Consider the following 22505-nt stretch of genomic DNA (forward strand, 5'->3'; position numbering starts at 1 on the left):
GTCGTGCTCGCGACAGAGAGAGGGCCATATGTTCTTGCGGAGACGTAACAGCGCTGATGCGCTTGAAATGGCGGCATCGAGAGAGATCGCAACCAATAAGATCCATCACCATACCCTTGATTCGTTTCCCCTTCGCCTTCCGTTGCCGCTACCGGAGGGGATCTCTAGAGCGGCGCTCTTCGATTGGTTGAAGTCCGTGCGGGTCGAGGGCGCTCCGGAATCGATCCAGAGCTACTGCACGCAGGATTTCGAACGTTTCGTTCACACCTATGGGTTGGTTCAACGGGCGACAAGTGCATCGGAACGGCCGTGCACCGGTCTGGAACTTGGAGCCAATCCGTACTTCACGACCATGCTGCTGAAGCGTTTTACGTCAGTCGAGTGGAGTCTTGCCAACTATTTCAGTGCAGAGTTTGCCCACGGACTAAACAAACAGCGAGTCTTTCATAAAGGCTACACAGCCGATACGAAAATTACCCCGACCGAACTCTCGTATCAGCACTTCAATATCGAGGAAGATTCGTTTCCTTTCGATGCTGCTTCGTTTGATGTTGTCCTATTTTGCGAGATTATCGAGCATCTGTTAAATGATCCTTGCAAGGTTTTGCGCGAGATAAAACGAGTGTTGCGCAAAGGCGGCTCGCTGATACTGACGACGCCAAATGTCGATCGGATCGAAAACGTGGCCCGACTTATTGTTGGCAGCAACATCTACGACCCATATAGTGGATACGGTCCGTACGGCCGGCATAACAGGGAGTACAACAAGCATGAACTGCACACGCTACTCGGTTACCTCGGCTTTACAGTGGAGGAAATATTTACGGCGGATGTGCACGAAAACATAACGTCGAATTTTATCGAGCCAAGCAAATTTGGTCACTTGATCGAATATCGGAAGCACGACCTGGGACAGTACATCTTCCTTCGCGCTACAAACAATGGGGCGGATGGGGGCAAGTTGCCGGCGTGGCTGTATCGGTCGTATCCGCCGGAGAAGCTTGAATGATGAGTATCGGTGAATTTTGGGTGCTGCGGCACGAACGGCATCGTTCAAACGCGTCGTCGAGATTCGGCTCGTTGGCTAATGCACTGCTTTTGTCGCGGCTTCGCCGCTTGACGTCCTAAGCACTGGAATAGGCAATTTGGCGAAGTACTGCGGCAACACTTCAGGATGATCATTGAGCGATCTCGTCAGGTCCGAATCGATGTCGGGCTCCGGTGCATTCGTGAACGCCCGTGCCATCTCTCCTGCCGCAGTGGGCAAACCAAAGGCGAGTGCGACCATCATTGCTGCTACTGCAATACGTTGGCCAGTTGCGATCAGTTCTCCAGATCGACTCGCTAGAACAGCGAGGCTGGCCATGGATGCGCGCATGCCGAAATCGTTGTATGCCCCGACCTTATAGAGCGGTATGAGCACCAGCGACGCGATCGCAATTACCAATATCGCTTTGCGCTCATTTTTTGCCGTCAGCAGAATAGCTGCGGGCGCCGCGAACTCGACGGCAACGAACATGAGGTACGACGCCCACGAAAAGCATGGCGCACCTGCGCTTTCGCTCAAAACGCATCGGTTTGCGGCTGTTCCGATAAAGCCATGCGGGATTTGCCCAGAGCCCGCAGCCAGATATAGAACGATTGGGCTTGTCAGAAGTGCCACAGTGGAAATTGCCTGTGGGCTGAAAACAATTTGCCGCACGCCGTAGCGCCAAACCAGCCACGCGCCGTAGGGAGCGAGGCCTATCGCGGCAAATGGGGACCAGAATGAGATTGCTGAGTACATCAAGGCCAGATATGGCAACAGAGTCGGCCGGCGATCTTGCGGCATTAGCGTCGCTATGCCGAGCCACACCGAGATCGCGTGTTGGGGAACCCAAAACAGTGATGTCATGTTCGATCCGTATTCGATCCAACCATCCCACCATTCAAGGTGATAGATGAGCCCCATCTGAAAGTGCGTAAGCGCGGTGCCGATAATGTCGGCACCGCTAAAAACGACGAAAACCAACGGGACAATAAGTTGCGCTCGCCGCGCCGTGATCAAGCCGAGCAGCGTGCGAAAAAAGAGAAATAAGCCGATCAGTGACCACAGGCCAGACACTATGCGTTGCGCATGCAGGCCCGTGTATTTCAGCACCAACGCAGGCACGAGATACCAACCGAGCGAATACCGGACGCCCCAGTTCCCGTTGAGACCATCCACGTGAATCGTCGCGGGCCATGAATTCGCCGCGAGGTAGTTGAGCAGGGCGTAATGTTTGACCCAGTCGGAATTTTGCCGCAACCCACCGAAGCTTCCTGCAAGCCATAGCCATATCGCGGCGACCGAAAACGCGTAAAGCGTTTGGCGTGAGGGCCGGAAACCCTGCATCCATTCAGTCTTGCCAGCGATATCGATTAAGCATAAAACGATAAAAAGACAGGCCGGTATAGCAATCGAAATTCGCACGAAGAATGCGAAGAAAACAAAGACCGGGGCCACCAAATAAATAATGGCAGAAGCCTCGGCCCAATGAGTGGTCTTATCCTTGTACAAGGAAATCGGTGACGCCAACAGCCCCCCTTTTTTCAGAAGGCGGGTCACTGCCGCAAACCGAACTCGGGGCTCGCGCCCCGATCTTGTCGCTACGCTCGTGGGAGGCAGCTTGTTCATATGGTTACCGACAGAGCGAGCCTTCTCCAGCTATCAGCGGGGGACTGTACATGATTTCCAGGGTTAGCCGTTCAGCCGTGCGTTAATCGCCTGCGCCACGTCCCTGCCTTCACGTATGGCGTAATTCGTTCCCCGATCCTCGGGGTAAATCTGTGCCATGGTCGATATCGTCGCGTTTGCGAACGGTGTTTCCCGCTTCGGCACATACGCCGAGTAGTTGCGCTCGGTCACCGGTTGAGCATACTCGGCTCGCCAGACGCGGAAGTCTTGTACCCACGACTCGTTGAACTCAGGGAACATCCGGCGCAGATGCTCGATAGCAAAATCGAGGTACTCCCTGTCTTCGTATGCCCATACAGGGTCCTGTGTTGCCAAGTAGCGCGAGATGAAGACGATATGCTTGCCGTCATAGTTTTCCGGAGGGTCGAAGTTCGTGTGTTCGATAACACCCACAAACGGAAAGCCCGGATCGTTGACGTTTAGCCAATAGGTCTCGGAAAGGCTGCGATCGAGTTGCAGCACCAGACACATGTTGCCGAGGTAGTTGATGCGTCGCAGAGAATCGAGCCATTTCGGATCAGCTGCACCGTTAAAAATATTTGCGATGACTTGAAACGAAGGCGTGAAGAGGAAATGTTTCGATGTCAGAGAGCCTTGCGATGTCTGAAGGGCAGTGACATGCCCGTTAGACGTCTCGGTCCCAGTAACTTCGGTTCCATACCGAATTTCGCCACCCAACTGAACGATTTCATCTGCGATCTTCTGAGCCAATCGCCCGAATCCGCCTCTGAAATAAGCGAGCTGTTCGCCGCCCTGTTTGTCGCGCGTGCTGCCTCGTAAAACGAGTTTTTTCCAAAACCACACCGCATTGACCGCGTCCGCGTATACGGAGAACTTCGATTCGATCAACGGTTGCCAGACGACTTTGAAGACGTTCTTGCCGCACAGCGGTTCCAGCCACTCGCGGATCGACAAGTGCTCAATGGTTTTCCAGTCCTTGATCTTCCGGACCTGAAACACAAGCAAGCCCAATCGAATTCGATCGAGCAGCGGTAGCGGCGAAAATCTTAGTAGGTCCAATGGCGTCGACAGCCGCCAATGTTTGCCGTTGAAGTACATGCCAGTCTTGGATGGCAGCGTCACGATCTGATCCGCAATCCCCAGTTCGCTGGCCAACTCGGGCACGTATTCGTCGTTGTTGAACCAATGGTGATAAAACTTTTCGATGGTGATGCCGTTCTTGAACTCGAATGTTCCCGCAAGCCCGCCGGGCCCTGCGTCTCGTTCTAGGATGAGGACCTTCCTTCCCGCTCGTGCGAGATCGAGGCCTGCGACCAAGCCGGTAAAACCGGCGCCAACAATAACGACATCGTATTGCGTACTCATTGCTTGCTTGAATCCAAAAAGAGGTCAGGCGGTCGGATGGACCGCCGATCGGCCCTTGAAGAGCGCGGGCTTGGCGAGAATCGCAATGCTTCCGGCGAGCGTGGTCGGAAGCCACAGCCCGAGGTGCGCCAGGACTGCGAAGCTCGCCGCTTGGGCGGATGAACCGCCGAGCATGACCGCTGCTGAATAGGCCGCCAAATGGAAAGGCCCCACGTAGCCCGGCGAAGATGGAACGAGCGTCGAAAGCGTTGCTATTGCCATAATGGTCAGCGCGGCGGGGAACGCGGCGTCGATCGACAGCCCGTGCAAAACAGCCCAGAACAACCCGGTTTCCCCGACCCAAATGACTGCTGACAACAACGCCAGTGCGCCGAGAACGCGTGGTCGCGACATGCCGGCAGCATCGCGAGTCAACTCAATCAACAACGCTATCCCGCTTCCGACCTTTAATAGGCCGCGACGGTCGGCGATTGCGCGAAGTGACGCGAGCAGCCTCAATAACGGCCCGTTTAGTACGGCAATAAGAAAGAGCGTGACGCAACCTCCGATTGCCAAACCGGTAACTGTATGGCCCAGCCATTCGGGAACGTGCGCCACGGGGCTTAGCGAAAGGCCAATGCCCAAGCTCATCAAAAGCGTCAGCATGTCGATGAGTCGCTCGAGCAACAGACTTGCCGTCGCGGTCACACGCCGCACACCAATGGCGGCCGGAAAGAGCAGCGCGCGCACCAGGTCGCCCGCCCTAAACGGCAACACGTTATTCAGCGTAATCGAGCCCAGGAACGGGGCGGCACAAGCCCAGCCAGTCACGTTGGCTTCACCTGCCCGTAGCAACACCGCCCAGCGTTGGATACGGACCGCGTAATCGATCGCGAGCGATGCGATACCAAGTGCAAGGAAATGCCACTTGAAGTTCTCCAATGCGATGCGTAACTGAGCAACGTCGACCTTCCGAAAGACCAGTACGAGGCAGGCTATCGATATGCCGACACCTACCAACTGTCGTAAAGGCAGCCGTTTTCGTCGTAGCGAGTTGTCTTGCGCAGAATTCATGAGTGGGCGTTGTCCTAATGCGTGCTTAGCGAGCGTTCCAGACTGCCCAAGGGGCTTTCCCGCTTTCCCATAGTGCTTCGAGTTGGCGCTTGTCCCGAAGCGTGTCACACGGTTGCCAGAACCCGTGGTGATGGAACGCTACCAGTTGGTCATCGCCTGCGAGGTTGCGCAGCGGGGCGTGCTCCCACGATGTCGAATCGCCATCGATGTAGTCGATCACCTTCGGTTCCAGCACGAAAAAGCCGCCATTGATCCAACCGATTTCGTCTGTCGGCTTTTCCTCGAAGCTCGTGACCTGATTGCCGTCCGCGATGTTTAGTACTCCGAAACGTCCCGGCGGCTGAGTCGCGGCAACAGTCGCAAGTTTGCCGTGCTTCCGATGGCATTCGATTTCGGCGGCGACATCGATATCCGCAAGACCGTCGCCATAGGTCAGGCAAAACGTTTCGTCGTTCAAGTGCGATGCCACGCGCTTGAGGCGCCCACCCGTCATCGTATCGGCGCCGGTATCGACGAGCGTGATCGTCCATGGTTCGGACTGCGAGCTTAGAACTTTATGCTCACCGGTAGCCAGATTGACTTCGAGATCCGCAGTGTGACGATAATAATTAAAGAAAAATTCTTTTATTACATAGCCTTTATAGCCGAGGCAAATGATGAAGTCGTTGATGCCGTGATGGCTATACGTCTTCATGATGTGCCACAGAAGCGGCTTCCCGCCAATCTCGACCATCGGCTTCGGCTTGTGGTCCGACTCCTCCGCGATCCGCGTCCCAAGGCCACCTGCCAAGATAACAGCTTTCATTCACTCCCCCAATTCAAAGTTTTAGCTCGTCGGGCGCAATGTTCAGCGCTTGCTCGACGATGGCTGTTGGCTCGGAGCGCAGTAAGACATATATGCGCCGAAGATATTCCCCAAGGATGCCCAGCAGCAGCGATTGAAAGCCGATGCCGAACAATACCAATATGTGAATGCTGGCAAGTCCGCGCGGCAGGTCCGGGTGAAAAATGCGAAGTACGGCGTAGTAGAGGGCGCCTACGATGCTGACACCTAGCAATAGCACGCCGGCATAAGTTGCGATCCGCAGGGGAATGACTGAGTGATTAAAGACGCCGGTTAAGCCTAGCCGAATGAGCTGTGCGAGGCCGAACTTACTCGAGCCTGCAACGCGCGCCGACCTTTCATACGTGATACCGATTTGCTTGAAGCCCAGTCCTGCAATCAGGCCGCGGAGATAAGGGTTCGGCGACCGAAACTTCTGCACGGCGTCGATGACCTTTCGATCTACGAGCCGGAAATCGCCTGCATCTCTCGGGATGGGGTGTTCGCTTATCTTATCTATGATCCAGTAGCCGACGCGGCGAAACGCGTTGATCAGGCGACCCTCGCGCCGTTTTACGCGCACACCGTAAACAACGTGATAACCCTCCAGCCACAGCGCAAAGAATTTTTCCAGCAGCTCCGGCGGGTCTTGTAGATCAGCATCGATCTGAAGCACTGCATCCCCGCGCGTATGGATGTAATTGGCAAGGATCGACCGTTGAAATCCGACGTTTTTTGAAAAACGGATCGCGCGCACGCGCGGGTCCCGACGAGCGAATTCGGAAAGGATTTCCCAGGTGCGGTCATCCGAATGATTGTCGGAAAAGACGAACTCCATGTCGCACTTGCTCGCCATCTTTTTTGACAATTCATCGAGGCGCGCGTACAGCATGTCGAGATTGTCCGCCTCGTTTAGCACGGGGATCGTGATCGAAATGAGGGGGCGGCAAGCGATAGCGGAATCAATTCGCATAGACGTTGGGCATGGTTAATTGTCTAGGAAGTGCGCTCAAGCTCGTCGAGCGTCCGGCGGATGCCGTCGATAAGTGTGGTGGCGGCACTCCACCCGCATGCCTGCTTCAGTCGATCGGGGTTACCCACGACGTACGGTAAATCGTCGGCGCGCATCGGCAGTGCGCCGAGCTGAAGCAGACTTTCGTCGGCGTCTATTGCCGATGCGACCGTTCGTGCGAACTGTGCAACCGAATGGCCCGTGCCCGTCGCCAAGTTGTAAGCACCGCTAGGCATCCTGTGTTCGCTCAACGCTTCGGCGAGCGCTATCAGCCCTGTGCACGCATCGTCGACGTAGATGAAATCTCTGACCTGAGTGCCTGCGGACAACCTGACGGGTTGTCCCGCACGCAGGTTGGTAGCCAACGACGGTAGCAGACGATGCGGAGCTTCCCCAGGCCCGAAGACATTGAACAGTCGGCCGATCGCAACAGGAAGCGAAATTGCAGCGCCACTGGCTAGCGCGAGAATGCTGCCGGCCGCTTTCGTGGCACCGTAGAGCTTTTGCATTTCGAGCGGCGCGTCTTCAACGAGCGGTACATCGGTCTGCGGCGCGTGATACTCGGCGCTACTGCCCGCGATTACGACGGCTCGACAGCCCAGATCCGCCGCCAACATGACGATCTTTGGCGCGAGCGCAGCGTTGACTTCAATCAGATCAAGCGGATCGCGGCTGCCTGGATTGACGCCTGAAGCCGCCAGATGTATCAGCCCATCGAACTTATTGTTTTTCCCGATCGCCTCTGTCATTGACTCGATCGACAATGCTGCGACGATTCGATTGTCCACTCCGTCAACGGGGCACGGGCGCCGCCCGATATTCGTCACGTCAACGCCTGAGCGACGCAGCATCTGCGCTAATCGACGCCCAACGAAGCCGGAGCCGCCCGTAAGTAGAACGCGGGATAGCATGTGCTAGGCCCCGGCGTTCCGCAAATCGGAGCGCCACTGCGAAAGCTGCGTCAGCGATATCGCCCGTGCGTCCGATGGGCGTTGATAATATTCGCGGTACCAGTTGGCCGTTTCAGACACAACGCGGCGAGTATCCCAGGGCGGAGCCCATCCCAAGACGTTACGTGCAAGGGAGCTATCGAGGGCAAGCGCGCCAGCCTCGGGTAGCGGTTCAGTCATATATTCAAGGTTCGGCCGTTCCCAGTTTTTTGCGAGTTCTTCGAGAACGTCGCGCACAGTGAAACTTTTGGGGTCCTGCGGCCCAAGGTTCCATGAGCGCGCGAACTTCGCCGGTTCTTCCAACAAACCCGCCATCAACATCAGATAGCCTTGCACGAGGGCGAGCACGTGCTGCCATGGTCTTGTCGCGTCGGGATAACGCAGCGTTAACTGGGACTTTCCGATCACCGCGCGGACGAAGTCGGGCACAAGGCGATCCTCCGACCAATCGCCGCCGCCGATAATGTTGCCGCCTCTAGCTGTTGCGATCGCCAGGCCCGTGCCGTCGGTCTTGCCGAATGAACTGCGGAAGCTGTCGATAATCATTTCTGCGGCGGCTTTGGACGCGCTATACGGATCCTTGCCGCCCAATGGATCGTTCTCGCGGTACGGCCATTGCCACTCGTTGTTTTTATAAACTTTGTCGGTTGTTACGCATACAGCGGCGCGGACGGAGGGCGTTGAGCGAGCCGCTTCGAGTATGTGTGCCGTGCCCAGTGCATTGGTCGCGAATGTCGCTACCGGTTCGCGATACGAGCGGCGCACGAGCGGCTGTGCAGCAAGATGCAAAACCGCGTCCGGTGCGAACTTGTCGAAGGCAAGCCTGACATCATCGGCATTGCCGATGTCGGCGTATACCGAATCAATGTCCGCAGCAAAGCCGACTTCTTCATAAAGTGAAGGGGTTTGATCCGGCGGTAGCGCGATACCGGCAACCCGAGCGCCAATCTCGCTGAGCCAGAGGCATGCCCATGCACCGGTGAAGCCAGTGTGGCCGGTCACGAGAATTTTCTTTCCCGCCAGCGACCGCTCGAAGTTGAACAGGGGAGGCGTGCTCATGCCGTAACCTTCCGTAAGGTATGGTAATAAGCCCGCTATTGTATTCGATTCGTGGGGCCTCTCATCACTCAGGGCAAGCGCACCGCGATATTGCGCTAACCCTTACTTCCGCGCAGCGCTTTGGTGCCGATGCGATCGGTGGTCGGTACAGTCGTTCATCGAAGACGGATTGCACTGATCTGTACGCCAAGCAAGCGGGCATCGGCGCTAACGCCTGCCTGGGCAGGCGAAATCGCATCAGGTAGCGAGAAGCGAAGGCTCAGCCAGTGATCTGTGCTACTGCTTATTGGCAGCGTTATCACTCTCGCCTCTGCAGGGCGGGTAAAGACGACGCTCTGATGTACGTCCGAATCGCCCAGCGACAACGTGAGACGCTGCTTATGCCCGCTCGGGACAAACGCACTGGCTGTCACATCAACGAAGCGGGGGCGAAAGGTCGCTGCGACTGGCATTTCGCACTTGAAAGACGCGCTCTTGGCATCGGTCCAACTTCCAGCCGGTTCCTGCGAACTGAACCCGGACAGCAGCGAGGGGTCAATTGGGCTTGCAGAGGTCAGATCAAAGTAGTCTCGACAGGTGGAGTTCAGATGCTTTGCTGTCACAAAGCATCGCGCGTCGACGGCGACCAGGCTTGTCGTCGCGGTAGGAAAGCGACACTGATGCACATCGTACGTTGGGTCGTCGCGACCGGTGACGATAACGACGTCCTGCGCCAATCCTCGCGGTGTCCTGCCGAGGAGCACGTCGTAGGTCGCGTCATCTCTGGGTGCCTTGAGCGTGGCAATCGAAAACATATAATCCAACACAGGGCTCGCAGCAGGCAGATGAATTGCGAATGCTCGGCCGGTAATGCCGTGTTCAAGACGGAATGTCTGAATCGCCTTCGTTTCTCGCTCGATCCCGCGCATTTTCGCCACCGACAAGTCAGCATGTCGAGGTGTGGCCGCGAGAAAGGCTGCAACGATAAAGGCGATCAGCGCAATCGAGTCAACGAATCTGTACGCTTTGCCTTGATGTGCGTTCGCTGCGATTTTCAATGCGCTTGGAGTAGCGATCAGAAAGAGCGGAGCTTCGATCAGAAATATCGATGTCAGCGCGAACACATACTTCTTGCTCGCATACTCCGAGCCTTGTCCGAAATGGCCGGCCAGCCACTGAAGGGCGAACAAAACGCTGCAAGATGCTCCGAGCGCACCGATGTATCTCAACGGTAGTGCGCTCTGGCGTGTTTCGGCTGTCACATTTCTCGATCGAAGCATTAACGCGATGGACAATCCGAACACAACGAGCGCCAGCGCGAATAAACCGGTCAGCGAGCGGAACAGCGTCAGCGGAAGCGCCCCGTTGTTTTCGCTGATTGTGCGCATGACTGCGAAAGTCGGATGTGCTATCACCGCGGCGGTTGTCGCAGCCAAGAGCAACACCGAACGCACGATCGAACGAGCGACGGCGCCGTTGGTTGCGCGTGCGTCCCATGAGTCGACCACGTCTGACAGCAACAAGAAGCCCAAAACACCCAGCCCTTCGATAGCAGGCAATAAATGGATGCTCTCGATTACGAGAATGGAAGCAGCCAAAAATCCGTAGCGGAGCCACCGTGGAAATGATTGCCGCTCCAGCCACAATGCGGCGGCTACCGCGATCAATAGGACAGCCTGCGCAATCAGTTGAGAAAAGAAGTAGTTACCGACGATCTCGTTTCCAAAAATTTGCAGCTTCAAGACAGTACCGCCAACGCCGACAGTCATTGCGCTGGCAAAGAGCACACGCATACCGATCGGCCTGCCAACCGCAGACAGAAGGTATGCGACGGCGATCCAGATAACGGTTAACGAGGCGGTGCCAGTGAGCGCCATGCCAGCAATGCTGGAGCCCAGAACGCTCGCGACGACGGTGGCGATCAGATGGCCCACGCGCGGATAAAACTGCATTTCGCCAAGGGTTAAGTCCGGGGTCGAGCCAACTCCGCCCGGTTCGAGGAGGCGCTCCACCAGAGCATAGTGGTGTGCCAGATCGACGCTGCTTGACCAGATGCGATCTGAACTAATCAGTGGAAGCAAGACCGCAGTAATCAGTACAAAACATGCGGTGCCGATTTTTGACCTATCCAAAACGTGCTCCTCGAACGCATTCGGGGGCGTCAAGGTCATCGATGAGACCAAGTCGCCGCTTTCTTGTGGGACATCGTTAGCAATATTCGGCTCTCGACGTCAGCATCGTTTTTGTACTACGGCGTAAAGCGGACTGTAGTAAGGCCGAGCGCCAGTTGGCGTTGATCTTCGCTCAACCCGAGACTTTGCGGCGATATGACGTCCGGAAACCAGAACGTCAATTTCATTTGTTTGCCTTTCTCCGCCGCGATCGGCGCTTCCACTTCACGCGTCGAAGCGTCGAATTGAAACGACAAGCGAGGGCCTTCGTTCGCGGCCACGCTCCAGCGTTGTACTCGTCCTGGGGTGGTAAATCCGTGCGCGGTGATTACCGCTTTCCCTATACCCCGTGATGCACAGACAATCGAGGCGTGGGTCCCATCGCTCCAACGCCCCCATGGCTCTGCCGCGCTAAATCCGCGAAGCATTTCGTCGATCGCGTTACTGCGGTCGGACAGAATGATCACGTCTGGACACGGCAGGAGCAGAGCCTCGGCTTGTTTATCCGAAAGCTCGACGTAGTCCCCTCGTGGTACTTCGGAGAGTGTGCCTGATCTGAGCAATGCGGACATACGTTTCTCGTCTAATCCGCATCCAGCAAGGCCAAATATTCGCCCCGCTCCTTTCTCTACCAGGACCTTTCTGCAGTCGGGACCGACGACCGCTAAGGCGGTGGCGAGCTCCGGAGCCTCACCCACTCCGCTATATCGTTTTGCAAAAATTTCTTCGGGTGGATCGTAGGTGCCAGGCCAATGCGTCTGGACAAAGCGTGATGCTGGTGATGGTTGTACGTAGCCGCCCTCCGACAACTCGGGGCGTTGAAACGCATATGTGTAGCCGATGCATATCGCGAGGCCCGGCACCAAGCAGATCAATTTTGCGGCACCGCTCACTGTGCTCAGCTTTATGCGTTGGACATTTCTGAGCAACGTCCGAAGAGCCGGATAGAACAGCGGGATGTACCATGTCGCGTAGCGCGCAAGGCCAGGGGTCGCCCCGGAATTCAGTTTTTCTGTCGACGACTGAGCAAATAAGTTAACGATCAAATAGCAAGCACAGAAGATCAAATACTCGCGCCAGTGAATGCGTTTTCTCGCCGACGCTTGGCTCATGTTGTCGCGGCCAAACAATTTTCGAGCGAGAGAAACGATGAGCGCCACAATTAGCAGCACGCCAAGCGGCCAATTGGGGAACAAGCCGATGTCAAGGTCCAGCAACCAGACATAGAAGTTGCGCAGATTGCCGCCGATCGATGCGCCGCCAGCAATCAACTGAGGGTCGATGGCCCCGTAGCGGAAAAAATAATATGCTGGATGCAACAAGACGAGCAACGCTACTGCCGCAGCCGAGATGAGCTGACCAAGCGTGAAGCGCTGGTGGATGCCGCCGTCAAATAGGGCGAAAACGAGGGGTAACGCAGCGATCGCTGCGAAGCTCACATTTTGTGTCGATGCGATCGCGAGCAAAACCGACGAAAGAAAATACCGATGGCCGCAGAGCGCGATCACGGCCCCGCATACCATGCAGTAGGTGAAAAATTCGGTGTGCACTTTGTCGACGTACCACACCAATGGCGATAGCACGGTAAGCACAGTGACGGCTGTCAGACCGCTCCAACGATTGATGAGATAGGCGAGTGCGAGAAGAAATCCGAAAAGCAAACTGTGCAGCAACAGAAACGCATCGTGCGGGCTCACGGGAGAGGCAAAGAGCGCTGAGGCTTTTCCAACTATCGCAGCGAGCAGGCTGTATAACCAGAAATGATTGAAATCAGCGGTGTCACCCAGATGGAGTTGGGGGAACTGCGCAAAGAGTTGTGACGTCGGGACAAAATTGAGAATAGCGCGAGACCGGGCGAGCTGATCCAACATCGCCCAGGCGTCGGGGGTCATAAAAGGGCGATGTGCTGTGGTCCATGCCAGATACATGGCGTAATACTCGCTGCCGTCGCCAACGCGAGTCGGCGTCAACACCGTCTTAGCAAAGGCGTACGTAACGATTACGGCTATAACGGTTACTGCATAGGCGAGCGGAGAATTCGAGCGGTGCCTTGTTTGTGCGGGTGCGCTTATCATGGGTCTCCGCGATTATTCCTTTACAGTGAGCTGGCGATATAACTGGACGTAAGCGCTGGCCATCTGTTGCGCTGTGAACAAGTTCTGAAAACGCAGCTTCGCATTGTGGCCTAGGCGACCTGCCAACGCGTCATCCCCCCAAATCCTCCCCATCGCTTCCCGCAACGCTTGCGGATCACTCGGCGGCACGACAACCCCCGTTTGCCCGTCGACATTGACATACGACGTCCCCGTCCCGATCTCCGCCGATATCAGCGCTTTGCCGAACATCGCCCCTTCGAGCAGCGAGATCCCAAACGCTTCGGACCTCAGATGCGAAGGAAACGTGAGCGCATGACACAGCGTGAGCAATGCGATCTTGTCGTCGTCGCCTACTGGCCCAACGAAATCCACATTGCCGAGCTTGAGCCGCGCCGCTTGTTGCCGCAACTCACCTTCGACGGGCCCGGCTCCCACAATCACCACACGAAAATCAGTCCCCGCGAGTGCGTCTAACAGAATATGCAGTCCCTTGTAGTACCGCAAATTCCCGACGAACAAGAAGAACTTCTCGCCAGCTCGCTCGCGCCAGTACCGCAACTTCTCGTCACTCGGCGCCGCGTACGATGCCGGATCGAGCCCGATCGGGATGACTTCCACCTTGCTGCGAAAGCGCTGCAGCACCTCGCTCGTCTCGACATAATTCGGCGAGGTTGCAACGATCTTGTCGACACTCGCAAGAAACCGGTCGCGCAGCGGCTTATAAAACTGCAACAAGAATTTCTGCCGCACGATATCGGAGTGATACGTGACGAGACACGGCTTGCGCACGCGCGTCAGAAAATGCGCCATGTCGGCGAACGGCCATGGAAAGTGATAATGAATCACATCCGCATGCCGAGCCAGTTCCGTAAAACGCTTTAACGCATGGATCGAAAATGCCGACGACGCAATCTCGAAGTCGAGCTTCGCACGGTAATGAATGTGGTCCCCGAAGTCGACCGTCGACGTATCTTTGCTGACCGTCAACACTTCGCTCGTGACCCCTTGTTTCGCAGCGCCCGAGCATATCTGCCCGATCAGTTCTTCGACTCCGCCCATCGAATCGGGCTTATATGTTTTATAAAAATGAAGAACGCGCATGTGTCGTGCAGTTTTCGCAAAGAGGGCGTGAGGCGCAAACGGCCTCACGCAACGGCAACTTAGTTGCTGGGCGCGCGCCCGTAGACGTCTTCGAAGCGAACGATATCGTCTTCCCCGAGATATTCGCCGCATTGCACTTCGATCAACACGAGATCGAGCACGCCCGGATTCACGAGCCGGTGCCTGTGGCCAGCCGGAATGTACGTCGACTCGTTCGGCTGCAACGAGATGGTCTGTTCGCCGTTGATGATTTCGGCGCAACCACTGACGACAATCCAATGCTCGCTGCGATGATGGTGCATCTGCAATGACAGCGATGCGCCGGGTTTCACGACGATACGCTTCATCTTGAAGCGGTCGCCCTCTTCGAGCACGGTGTACGTGCCCCACGGCCGATGCACGGTACGGTGCAGGCGGCAAGCGTCGTGGTTCGAGCGTTTGAGCTTGGCGACGAGCTGCTTGACGTCCTGTGCATGCGCTTTATCGGCAATCAGCAGCGCATCGGGCGTATCGACGACGATCAGGTCGCGCACACCCACCATGCCGACCAGGCGCTCGTCGCTTTGCACGAAACAGTTCTCGACGTCGTGAAGCGCGGTTTTCGCGTTGATCCGGTTGCCAAGTTCGTCAGGCGCAGTCAGCTCGCTAACGGCGAGCCACGACCCGATGTCGTTCCAACCGAGATCGCAAGGCACGACGTTCACATTGTTCGATCGCTCCATGACGGCATAGTCGATCGAGATGTTCTCCGCTTTGCAAAAGTGCGCAGCATCGAGTTCGACGCAAAAGCCGTCGTTCGAGGTGCTGCGCCGTGCCTCTTGCACGGCCGCGAGCGTCGGCTCGATCACGTTCGTAGCGTGCTTGTGCAATTCGTCGAGCATCGTCTGCGCGGTGAAGCAAAACATGCCCGCATTCCAAAGGTGCCGGCCAGAGCCGATCAATTCCTTCGCGACGCTGAGTTCGGGTTTCTCGATGAAACGCTCGACCTTGTGGATGGATGCGCTGCCCGGCAACGGACGCGCTTCGAATTCGATGTAGCCGTAGCCGGTTTCGGGCGCTGTCGGACGAATGCCGAACGTGACGATGCGTCCGTCCATCGCGCACTGCGCTGCCTGTTGCACCGCTTGCGCGAATTGCTGCTCTTTCTCGATGAGCTGGTCGGCGGGCATCACGAGCATGACGGCGTCCGGGCCGTGCTCTGCGCGAATCACCTCGGCGGCCGCGCCGATCGCGGCTGCGGTATTGCGGGCGGCGGGTTCAAGTACGAAACCGAGGCGCGATATGTCTGCGTCTAATTCGGCGCACTCGTCTTTGATCAGGAAATATGTTTCGCGATTAGTGACAATCAGCACTTCATTCGCCGACGCAACACGCGATGCGCGTAAAAACGTCTTTTGAAGAAGGCTTTGACCATCCGCGAGTTTAAGCAGCGGCTTCGGAAACGTTTCGCGAGAAACCGGCCAAAGGCGCGTTCCGGCGCCACCGCAGATGATGACAGGAATGATATTCATCGGCGCTGATCCATTGTGCAGGGGGCGATTCTAGCCGAAATTGACCTCACCGAACCGCAAATGGGTACATCTCGTTACCGATTTTGCAAGACTCAACCTGTCCCGCTATTCCTTCCAGTCTCTTTTCTGGCGTATCGTGAAGGCTCGCCGAGGCTTATGCCGTAACAGCGGTGGCGGGATCGGGCGTGGTGTTGTCGCGTCTGCGCATGGAAATTGCGGTCGATCTGCCGCATAATGCTCGCCTGCGCAATTGCGAAGTCGAGCGGGCTGCAATCAACGATCACGAGAACAAGAAACGTACCCGCTGCTGTCCCTAGCTTCCCGGCGCTATGAACTCTAACTCTTACTCCGAGGTAAATAGCGGGATGGCTCGATTCAAATCGTCATGGCTGTCGCTGAGCGCCTTTGCTTTCGACGCATTGGCCGTGACGGCTGCGTGGCTCGCCGCTTACGTCATTCGCTTCAACGGCGCCGTGCCCACCGCGTTCTGGCATGGTGCGCTTCATGCGCTCGTTTGGGTCGTATTGGTCTACGCAGTGATGTTCCGCACGTTCGGGCTCTATCGCGGCATGTGGGTCTTTGCGAGTCTGCCGGATCTGGTGCGTATCTCGAAGGCGGTCGGCGCAGGCGCGCTCGTCGTCATGATCGGTGCCGTCATGCTGCAACCGTGGCCCATCATCCCCCGCACGGTATTGATCGTATGTCCGATACTGCTTTTCCTCGTGATGGGCGGCGCGCGCGCGTTGTATAGGACTGCTAAGGAATTTTATTTGTACGGCGGGCTGATGGCCCAGGGCAAGCCGGTGCTGGTGCTGGGCGCCGGATCGGCCGGGGCGAGCCTGGCGCGTGAACTGTCCCGCTCGAGCGATTGGCGTCTGGTCGGTCTGCTCGACGACGACCGCGCCAAACATGGTCGCGAAATATACGGCTACAAGGTTCTGGGTTCGATCAGCGATTTACCCCGTTTCGCCGAGCAGTTGAAAGCCGAGCATGCGATTATCGCGATCCCGTCGGCGTCGGTCGACGCGCAGCGCCGGGTCGTTGCGCTATGCGTTCGGGCTGGCGTGCGCGCGCTGGTGCTCCCGGCGCTCACGGCGCTGACGCAAGGCCAGCCGTTTCTCGCGCGCGTTCGGCATATCGACCTCGAAGATCTGCTCGGGCGCGAGGCCGTCAAAATCGATACGCCTCACGTGGAAGCGCTGCTGCGCGGGCGCGTGGTGATGGTGACGGGCGCGGGTGGCTCGATCGGCTCGGAACTGTGTCGCCAGATCCTGCGCTTTCAGCCGGCTCAATTGATTGCATTTGATGTGTCGGAGTACGCAATTTATCGGCTCGCCGAAGAGTTGGCGGACCAACACCCGGGCGTGCCGATGGTGTCGGTGGTGGGCGATGCAAAAGATTCGCTGCTGCTCGATCAAGTGTTCTCGCGCTATGCGCCTCATATCGTCTTTCATGCTGCGGCGTACAAGCACGTTCCGTTGATGGAAGAGGTGAACGCGTGGCAAGCGGTACGCAACAACGTGCTCGGCACTTATCGCGTGGCGCGCGCGGCCATTCGCCATGGCGCGAAGCGCTTTGTGCTGATCTCGACTGACAAGGCGGTCAACCCGACGAACGTCATGGGCGCGAGCAAGCGGCTTGCGGAGATGACGTGTCAGGCGCTGCAGCAAATGAGCGAGACGCTGCAGTTCGAAACGGTGCGCTTCGGCAATGTGCTGGGCAGCGCGGGAAGTGTGATCCCGAAGTTTCAAAAGCAGATCGCGAAGGGTGGCCCCGTTACGGTCACGCACCCGGAAATCACGCGCTTTTTCATGACGATTCCCGAGGCGTCGCAACTTGTCTTGCAGGCATCGAGCATGGGGCAGGGCGGCGACATCTTCGTGCTCGACATGGGGCAGCCGGTGAAGATCGTCGATCTCGCGCGTGATCTGATTCGCCTTTATGGCTTCAACGAAGAGCAGATTCGCATTGTGTTCACGGGCCTGCGGCCCGGCGAAAAACTTTACGAGGAATTGCTCGCTGACGACGAAACCACCGCGCGCACGGTTCATCCCAAGCTGCGCATTGCACGAGCGCGCGAAGCACCGGACAACCTGCTGGACGAACTGCTGCCATGGTTGATGCAGCACCGCGTGCTGACCGACGATGAAGTGCGCCGCGATTTGCGACGCTGGGTCCCAGAATATGAGACGACGGTCGCGCCGCGCCTCGAAACGGTGCCCGTCGCTCGGCCTGCCGGCGTACTCACACGTTAAACCGCTTCAACGCTGTTGGAAAATCGACCGATTCCTGTCGTAGGATGGCAGCTTTTACTGTCGCGCATTTTTTTGCGCCCCTTTTTCGCGGCTGCTCAGGCTGCGCTGCCACCGCATGAAACTGCTTTTCGACTTTAATTCACTGCGCCCGCCACGCAGCGGCGTGGGCTACTACACGCAGCATTTGCTCGAAGGATTGCTCGAGCAAAACGATGTCGAGACGATTGCCGGCTGGGTCGGCTCGAACGTCTACGAGGGACGGGACCTGAGCGCGTTGATGTGTGATCAGACGGCGCTTGGCAAGGCGGCCCAATTCAGCAAGGGCATGAAGGCGACGCTGTTACGCGCCGCGCGTAACGTCCCCGGCGTCTACAAGACTCGAACGCTGGTTCGAAACATCGCCTCGGCGAGCCTGCGAAAGGATTTCGCCAAGCGCGGCTATCTGTATCACGAGACCAACTTCATTGCTTCGCCTTACCGCGGGCCCTCGGTCGTCACGATTCACGACTTGTCTCATCGAAGGCATCCGGAGTTTCATCCGCGTGTGGCGGTCGAATATCTCGATGACGGTTTGCCGCGCACGCTCGCGCAAGCGCAGGTCGTCATCGCCGACAGTCACTATACGAAGAAGGAAATTCACGAGATCTACGGCTTGCCCGACGAGAAAGTCGTGGCAATCCATCTTGGCGTCGAAGCATGCTTTCAGCCGCGATCGGATGAAACGTGTGCGGATGTGCTTTCCGCACTCGGCTTGAAATATCGTGGCTTTGTGTTATCGGTTTGTACGTTGCAGCCGAGAAAGAACCTGCGTCGTCTCGTCAAAGCCTATGCGTGCCTGCCCGAAACATTGCGACGCGAATTTCCGCTCGTGCTCATTGGTGCCGACGGGTGGATGAATTCGGAACTATTGCGCGATATCGAACCGCTCGCGAGTGCGGGACAGCTCATCGCGCCGGGATATGTGTCGCGTGTCGATTTGACGCATCTGCTGTCGTCAGCCGCTGTTTTCGCGTATCCATCGTTGTACGAAGGCTTCGGGCTGCCGGTTGCGGAAGCCATGGCAAGCGGAGTGCCAACGTTGAGCAGTAACGTCACATCACTGCCGGAAGTGTCCGAAGGCGCGGCCTGGGAGGTCGATCCGTACTCGGTCGATGAAATTGCGCATGGGCTCGAACGATTGCTCGAGGATTCCTCATTGCGCGACGAACTCGTCATCAAAGGGTTGCGGCGTGCCGCGCAGCTGACGTGGGCGGCGACGGTGGAACAGACCAGCAACGTCTATCGGTCGGTGCTCGCGTGATGCGTGCGGGCGCCGGCGTTTAAGGAGGACAATGTGCGAATTGCGGTCACGGGTGCGAACGGTTTCGTCGGTCGTGCGGTGAGTGCGCTGTTGCGCAGCGAGGGCCACGAGGTCATCGCGCTGGTACGCAGGCTCGGCGTATGCGAATCGGGCGTACAAGAGTGCGTGATTGCAGACGATAACTTCGCCGCGCTTGCTGTGGGTAAGCCTGCCTTCGGCCCGTGCGATGCATTCATTCATCTCGCCGCGCGCGTGCACGTGATGCGCGATAACGCAATCGACCCACTGGCGGCGCATAGGGCAACGAACGTCGATGGGACGCTGAACGCAGTGCGCGCAGCATTGCTGAGCGGCGCGCGCCGTTTCATTTTCGTGAGCAGCATCAAAGCGCTCGGCGAAGGCGAGCCGGGCCGGCCGTGGCGCGAGAACGACGAGCCAGCGCCAGTTGACCCGTACGGCATTTCGAAGCGCGAAGCAGAGGTGGCGCTGCGCGCATTCGGCTTGGCCAACGGGATCGAAATCGTCATCGTGCGGCCGCCGTTGGTCTATGGCCCGGGTGTGCGCGCGAATTTTCGCGGACTCATCAAGGCTGTCGAAAAAGGCGTTCCTTTGCCGCTTGGCGCCATCGATGCGCAGCGCAGCATGGTCTATGTCGGCAACCTCGCCGATGCGATTCGCGTGTTGGCCACTTCGCCCGCTCCGCTCGATGGCGTATTTCACGTGACCGACTGCGTGGATTTGAGCGTGTCGCAAATGATCCGCGCCATTGCTCGCGCATTGCAGCGGCCCGCACGGCTCGTGCCGGTGCCCGTACGCTGGTTGCGAGCGCTCGGCGTAGTAACGAGGCAGTCCGATCGCATCAATCGGCTTACAAGCCCGTTACGCGTCGAATGCATGAGGCTGCGTCAGGAGCTCGGATGGACGCCGCCGTGGCAAGTCTCGGAAGGGCTCACAGAAACGGTGCGTGCGCGGTCAAGCGATGCAACCTGTTCAACGTGTTCAACCGACGAATGAGGCGCTATTGATGACGATCTCGTCTCTGCTTTTCATCGGCTTCATGGCGGCATGCATTTGTTTCGTAGTCCTATGCATTTTGCTGCGCACAGGGTGGGCGTTCGATCTCGCACTCGATATTCCCAATCATCGCTCGTTGCATGTCAAACCTGTGCCGCGTGTTGGCGGATGGGGCGTGCTGCCCGCTGCGCTCGTCATCATCGCAATCGAAGCGCCTTTGATGCGATGGATTGCGCTCGGCGCGCTCGTGCTCGGCGCCGTTTCGCAGATCGATGACCGTCGCGGCTTGTCGGCAAAAACACGCTTCGCCGCACATCTGATCGTGGCGGCTTGCGCGGTTATGTTCAGCGCCAACGGTATCGGGTGGTGGCTCGCCGCGCTGGCAGTCGTTGCACTCGTGTGGCTGATCAACCTCTATAACTTCATGGATGGCTCGAATGGGCTCGCGGGCGGCATGACCGTGTTCGGGTTTGCGACATACGCTATTGCCGCGATGTCGAGCGCGCCGCAATTGGCTGTTGCATCGGTGGCCATCGCGGGCGCGGGCGTCGGGTTTCTCGTGCTCAACTTCCATCCGGCTCGCATTTTTCTGGGCGATGCTGGCTCGATCCCGCTCGGCTTCCTGGCCGGCGCGTTGGGGTTTTGGGGCTGGCAGCACGATGCATGGCCGCTATGGTTTCCCGCGCTTGCCTTTGCACCGTTCATTGCGGATGCAACAGCAACGCTGCTTAGGCGCGTTGCCCGCGGCGAGAAAATATGGGAAGCACACCGGCAGCACTACTATCAGCGCCTCGTGCAGCTCGGCGCGACGCACGTTAGCGTCGCGTTGCTCTATTACGGGCTGATGTTGTGCGGCTCGCTCGTCGCGTTGTTGGCATTGCGCATGCCGACGCTGGTGCAATGGCTGATGGTTGCGGGTTGGTATCTGCTGCTCGCGGGCGCGGGAATAAGGATCGATTCGCGCTGGCGTGCGTACGAACGCGCACATGGCGCCCCGTCGTCGAACTAACGTGAACGCCGGCCTTGGCGACGAATGACGAGCCATTTCGGTGACCTGAACCTGACGATGCTCACGTAGAGCCACACGTAAGTCACGGCGAACAGCACGACGAATGCGAATAGATGCACCGTGTGCTGCCAAAAAAGCGTTGCCGGAATGACGCCGATCAAGCACAACAACCACAGGTACGGCGACGTGAGCGAATTGCGTCGGGTCAGTTCGTGCGCGGTCTTCGTGCCCACGGCCCAGCGCATCAGGCGCTTATAGACGAGCATGTGCAAGTGCACGCCGTCGGGAATGCCGGGCGAGATTCCGCGCACGAATTTCTTTCGATAAATCGAAAAGCAGGTTTCGAAGATCGGATAAACGAACAGCAGCACGGGGTACCACGCCGATACTTCGCGGTGCCGCATCACGAGCATGATGGCGAGCTCGGCCAGCATGAAGCCGATGAAATATGCACCGCCATCGCCGAGAAAGATCAGCCCCGCCGGAAAATTCCAAATGAAAAAACCGAGGACGGCGCCCATCATGATCAGCGATGTTGACAGCACGATCGGGTCCGAGAGCCGGAACGCGACGTAGGCGAGCGATGCGAACATCAGCATGGCGACCATCGAGGCAAGGCCATTGAAGCCATCGATGATATTCACCGCATTGGCCAGCGCCGCGACGGCAAGCACCGTCACCGCCGCGGAAATTACCGCATACGAAAGCAGAAAATCGAGCGGCGGAACGCTGATGCGCACAACGGCGATATGCAACGTGAAGTAGGCGAGTGCGGCGGCAGCCATCGTGGCCACCAGCCGCACGGTGGGCGAGACGCGTTTGGTGAGGTCTTCCGTCAAGCCCGAGGCGAAAGCGGGAATGCCGCAAGCAACCAACGCGAGGATGCCCGGCGCGACGGCCGGATAGGGGCCGTATAGCTGCAGCGTCGAAGCGACGAGCCCAACGACGATGCCAATGCCGCCTACGCGCGGCACGGGTTGCGCATGGAATTTCTGCACGCCGGCCAAATCGGCATCGACCGAGAATTTTTCGTGAAGATGCGCATAGCGCACGATCAGCAGCGTGACCAGCAGCGAGACGAGAAAGCCGAGCGCAAAACTTAACATGGGCGGTAGCCTGGTGGCGGACGG

At 57.7% G+C, this 22505-nt stretch carries 17 protein-coding genes; 5 read left to right on the plus strand and 12 right to left on the minus strand.

The window, feature by feature from the left end; all coding sequences use genetic code 11:
• Nucleotides 1-28 precede the first annotated feature (28 nt).
• Nucleotides 29-1009 (plus strand): class I SAM-dependent methyltransferase, encoded by a 981-nt coding sequence (locus ACSQ20_RS04520; protein ID WP_436017847.1) that lies wholly within the window; start codon nucleotides 29-31, stop codon nucleotides 1007-1009.
• Between the two features lie 75 nt (nucleotides 1010-1084).
• Here the strand turns inward: ACSQ20_RS04520 and ACSQ20_RS04525 are convergent, their stop codons facing one another.
• From ACSQ20_RS04525 to ACSQ20_RS04575, 11 genes are all read right to left on the minus strand, one after another.
• Entirely contained in the window at nucleotides 1085-2587 is a 1503-nt protein-coding gene (locus tag ACSQ20_RS04525) for a hypothetical protein (protein WP_436017849.1), read from the minus strand.
• Between the two features lie 132 nt (nucleotides 2588-2719).
• Entirely contained in the window at nucleotides 2720-4042 is a 1323-nt protein-coding gene (locus ACSQ20_RS04530) for an NAD(P)/FAD-dependent oxidoreductase (RefSeq protein WP_436017851.1), read from the minus strand.
• Between the two features lie 24 nt (nucleotides 4043-4066).
• On the minus strand, nucleotides 4067-5095 hold the full coding sequence (locus ACSQ20_RS04535) for a lysylphosphatidylglycerol synthase transmembrane domain-containing protein (protein WP_436017853.1): 1029 nt from the start codon (nucleotides 5093-5095) through the stop codon (nucleotides 4067-4069).
• Nucleotides 5096-5120: 25 nt separating this feature from the next.
• Nucleotides 5121-5900, minus strand: coding sequence for a glucose-1-phosphate cytidylyltransferase (rfbF, locus tag ACSQ20_RS04540; RefSeq protein ID WP_436017855.1), 780 nt, complete (start codon nucleotides 5898-5900; stop codon nucleotides 5121-5123).
• Nucleotides 5901-5913: 13 nt separating this feature from the next.
• A complete protein-coding gene (locus ACSQ20_RS04545; RefSeq protein WP_436017857.1) occupies nucleotides 5914-6891 on the minus strand; it encodes a glycosyltransferase family 2 protein in 978 nt (325 codons plus the stop codon).
• 23 nt (nucleotides 6892-6914) lie between these two features.
• A complete protein-coding gene (locus tag ACSQ20_RS04550) occupies nucleotides 6915-7841 on the minus strand; it encodes an NAD-dependent epimerase/dehydratase family protein (protein ID WP_436017859.1) in 927 nt (308 codons plus the stop codon).
• A gap of 3 nt (nucleotides 7842-7844) precedes the next feature.
• Entirely contained in the window at nucleotides 7845-8939 is a 1095-nt protein-coding gene (rfbG, locus tag ACSQ20_RS04555; RefSeq protein WP_436017861.1) for a CDP-glucose 4,6-dehydratase, read from the minus strand.
• A 155-nt stretch (nucleotides 8940-9094) separates the two neighbouring features.
• Nucleotides 9095-11089: a hypothetical protein gene (locus ACSQ20_RS04560; RefSeq protein ID WP_436017863.1), complete on the minus strand. Its 1995-nt coding sequence runs from the start codon at nucleotides 11087-11089 to the stop codon at nucleotides 9095-9097.
• Between the two features lie 77 nt (nucleotides 11090-11166).
• Nucleotides 11167-13017: a hypothetical protein gene (locus ACSQ20_RS04565; RefSeq protein WP_436017865.1), complete on the minus strand. Its 1851-nt coding sequence runs from the start codon at nucleotides 13015-13017 to the stop codon at nucleotides 11167-11169.
• Nucleotides 13018-13176: 159 nt separating this feature from the next.
• Nucleotides 13177-14286 carry a glycosyltransferase family 4 protein gene (locus ACSQ20_RS04570; protein ID WP_436017867.1) on the minus strand — a complete coding sequence of 370 codons (1110 nt, stop codon included), beginning with the start codon at nucleotides 14284-14286 and terminating at the stop codon, nucleotides 13177-13179.
• Between the two features lie 59 nt (nucleotides 14287-14345).
• Nucleotides 14346-15797, minus strand: a complete 1452-nt coding sequence (locus ACSQ20_RS04575) for a mannose-1-phosphate guanylyltransferase/mannose-6-phosphate isomerase (protein ID WP_436017869.1) — start codon at nucleotides 15795-15797, stop codon at nucleotides 14346-14348.
• A gap of 365 nt (nucleotides 15798-16162) precedes the next feature.
• Here ACSQ20_RS04575 and ACSQ20_RS04580 point away from each other — a divergent pair, with 365 nt between their 5' ends.
• The 4 genes from ACSQ20_RS04580 to ACSQ20_RS04595 all read left to right on the plus strand — a co-directional run bounded on the left by ACSQ20_RS04580 (nucleotide 16163) and on the right by ACSQ20_RS04595 (nucleotide 21375).
• Nucleotides 16163-18052 (plus strand): polysaccharide biosynthesis protein, encoded by a 1890-nt coding sequence (locus ACSQ20_RS04580; RefSeq protein WP_436017871.1) that lies wholly within the window; start codon nucleotides 16163-16165, stop codon nucleotides 18050-18052.
• Between the two features lie 115 nt (nucleotides 18053-18167).
• Complete coding sequence (locus ACSQ20_RS04585) at nucleotides 18168-19352, plus strand: glycosyltransferase family 4 protein (protein ID WP_436017873.1); 1185 nt, start codon at nucleotides 18168-18170, stop codon at nucleotides 19350-19352.
• A 33-nt stretch (nucleotides 19353-19385) separates the two neighbouring features.
• The gene (locus tag ACSQ20_RS04590; RefSeq protein ID WP_436017875.1) at nucleotides 19386-20366 is read left to right on the plus strand and encodes a UDP-glucose 4-epimerase family protein; all 981 of its coding nucleotides are present in this window, start codon (nucleotides 19386-19388) and stop codon (nucleotides 20364-20366) included.
• Between the two features lie 10 nt (nucleotides 20367-20376).
• On the plus strand, nucleotides 20377-21375 hold the full coding sequence (locus ACSQ20_RS04595) for an MraY family glycosyltransferase (protein WP_436017877.1): 999 nt from the start codon (nucleotides 20377-20379) through the stop codon (nucleotides 21373-21375).
• Here ACSQ20_RS04595 and ACSQ20_RS04600 read toward each other — a convergent pair.
• On the minus strand, nucleotides 21372-22481 hold the full coding sequence (locus ACSQ20_RS04600) for an MraY family glycosyltransferase (protein ID WP_436017879.1): 1110 nt from the start codon (nucleotides 22479-22481) through the stop codon (nucleotides 21372-21374). The two genes, ACSQ20_RS04595 and ACSQ20_RS04600, sit on opposite strands and share 4 nt — an antisense overlap.
• Between the last annotated feature and the right edge of the window lie 24 nt (nucleotides 22482-22505).

The sequence above is a fragment of the Trinickia sp. LjRoot230 genome, from assembly GCF_964253315.1.
Classification (GTDB): Bacteria; Pseudomonadota; Gammaproteobacteria; order Burkholderiales; family Burkholderiaceae; genus Trinickia.

Coding starts and splice junctions, on each gene's coding strand:
- ACSQ20_RS04520 (WP_436017847.1), top strand. CDS start 29: ATGTTCTTGCGGAGACGTAACAGCGCTGATGCGCTTGAAATGGCGGCA.
- ACSQ20_RS04530 (WP_436017851.1), bottom strand. CDS start 4,042: ATGAGTACGCAATACGATGTCGTTATTGTTGGCGCCGGTTTTACCGGC.
- ACSQ20_RS04535 (WP_436017853.1), bottom strand. CDS start 5,095: ATGAATTCTGCGCAAGACAACTCGCTACGACGAAAACGGCTGCCTTTA.
- rfbF (WP_436017855.1), bottom strand. CDS start 5,900: ATGAAAGCTGTTATCTTGGCAGGTGGCCTTGGGACGCGGATCGCGGAG.
- ACSQ20_RS04545 (WP_436017857.1), bottom strand. CDS start 6,891: ATGCGAATTGATTCCGCTATCGCTTGCCGCCCCCTCATTTCGATCACG.
- ACSQ20_RS04550 (WP_436017859.1), bottom strand. CDS start 7,841: ATGCTATCCCGCGTTCTACTTACGGGCGGCTCCGGCTTCGTTGGGCGT.
- rfbG (WP_436017861.1), bottom strand. CDS start 8,939: ATGAGCACGCCTCCCCTGTTCAACTTCGAGCGGTCGCTGGCGGGAAAG.
- ACSQ20_RS04560 (WP_436017863.1), bottom strand. CDS start 11,089: ATGACCTTGACGCCCCCGAATGCGTTCGAGGAGCACGTTTTGGATAGG.
- ACSQ20_RS04565 (WP_436017865.1), bottom strand. CDS start 13,017: ATGTATCTGGCATGGACCACAGCACATCGCCCTTTTATGACCCCCGAC.
- ACSQ20_RS04570 (WP_436017867.1), bottom strand. CDS start 14,286: ATGCGCGTTCTTCATTTTTATAAAACATATAAGCCCGATTCGATGGGC.
- ACSQ20_RS04575 (WP_436017869.1), bottom strand. CDS start 15,797: ATGAATATCATTCCTGTCATCATCTGCGGTGGCGCCGGAACGCGCCTT.
- ACSQ20_RS04580 (WP_436017871.1), top strand. CDS start 16,163: ATGGCTCGATTCAAATCGTCATGGCTGTCGCTGAGCGCCTTTGCTTTC.
- ACSQ20_RS04585 (WP_436017873.1), top strand. CDS start 18,168: ATGAAACTGCTTTTCGACTTTAATTCACTGCGCCCGCCACGCAGCGGC.
- ACSQ20_RS04595 (WP_436017877.1), top strand. CDS start 20,377: ATGACGATCTCGTCTCTGCTTTTCATCGGCTTCATGGCGGCATGCATT.
- ACSQ20_RS04600 (WP_436017879.1), bottom strand. CDS start 22,481: ATGTTAAGTTTTGCGCTCGGCTTTCTCGTCTCGCTGCTGGTCACGCTG.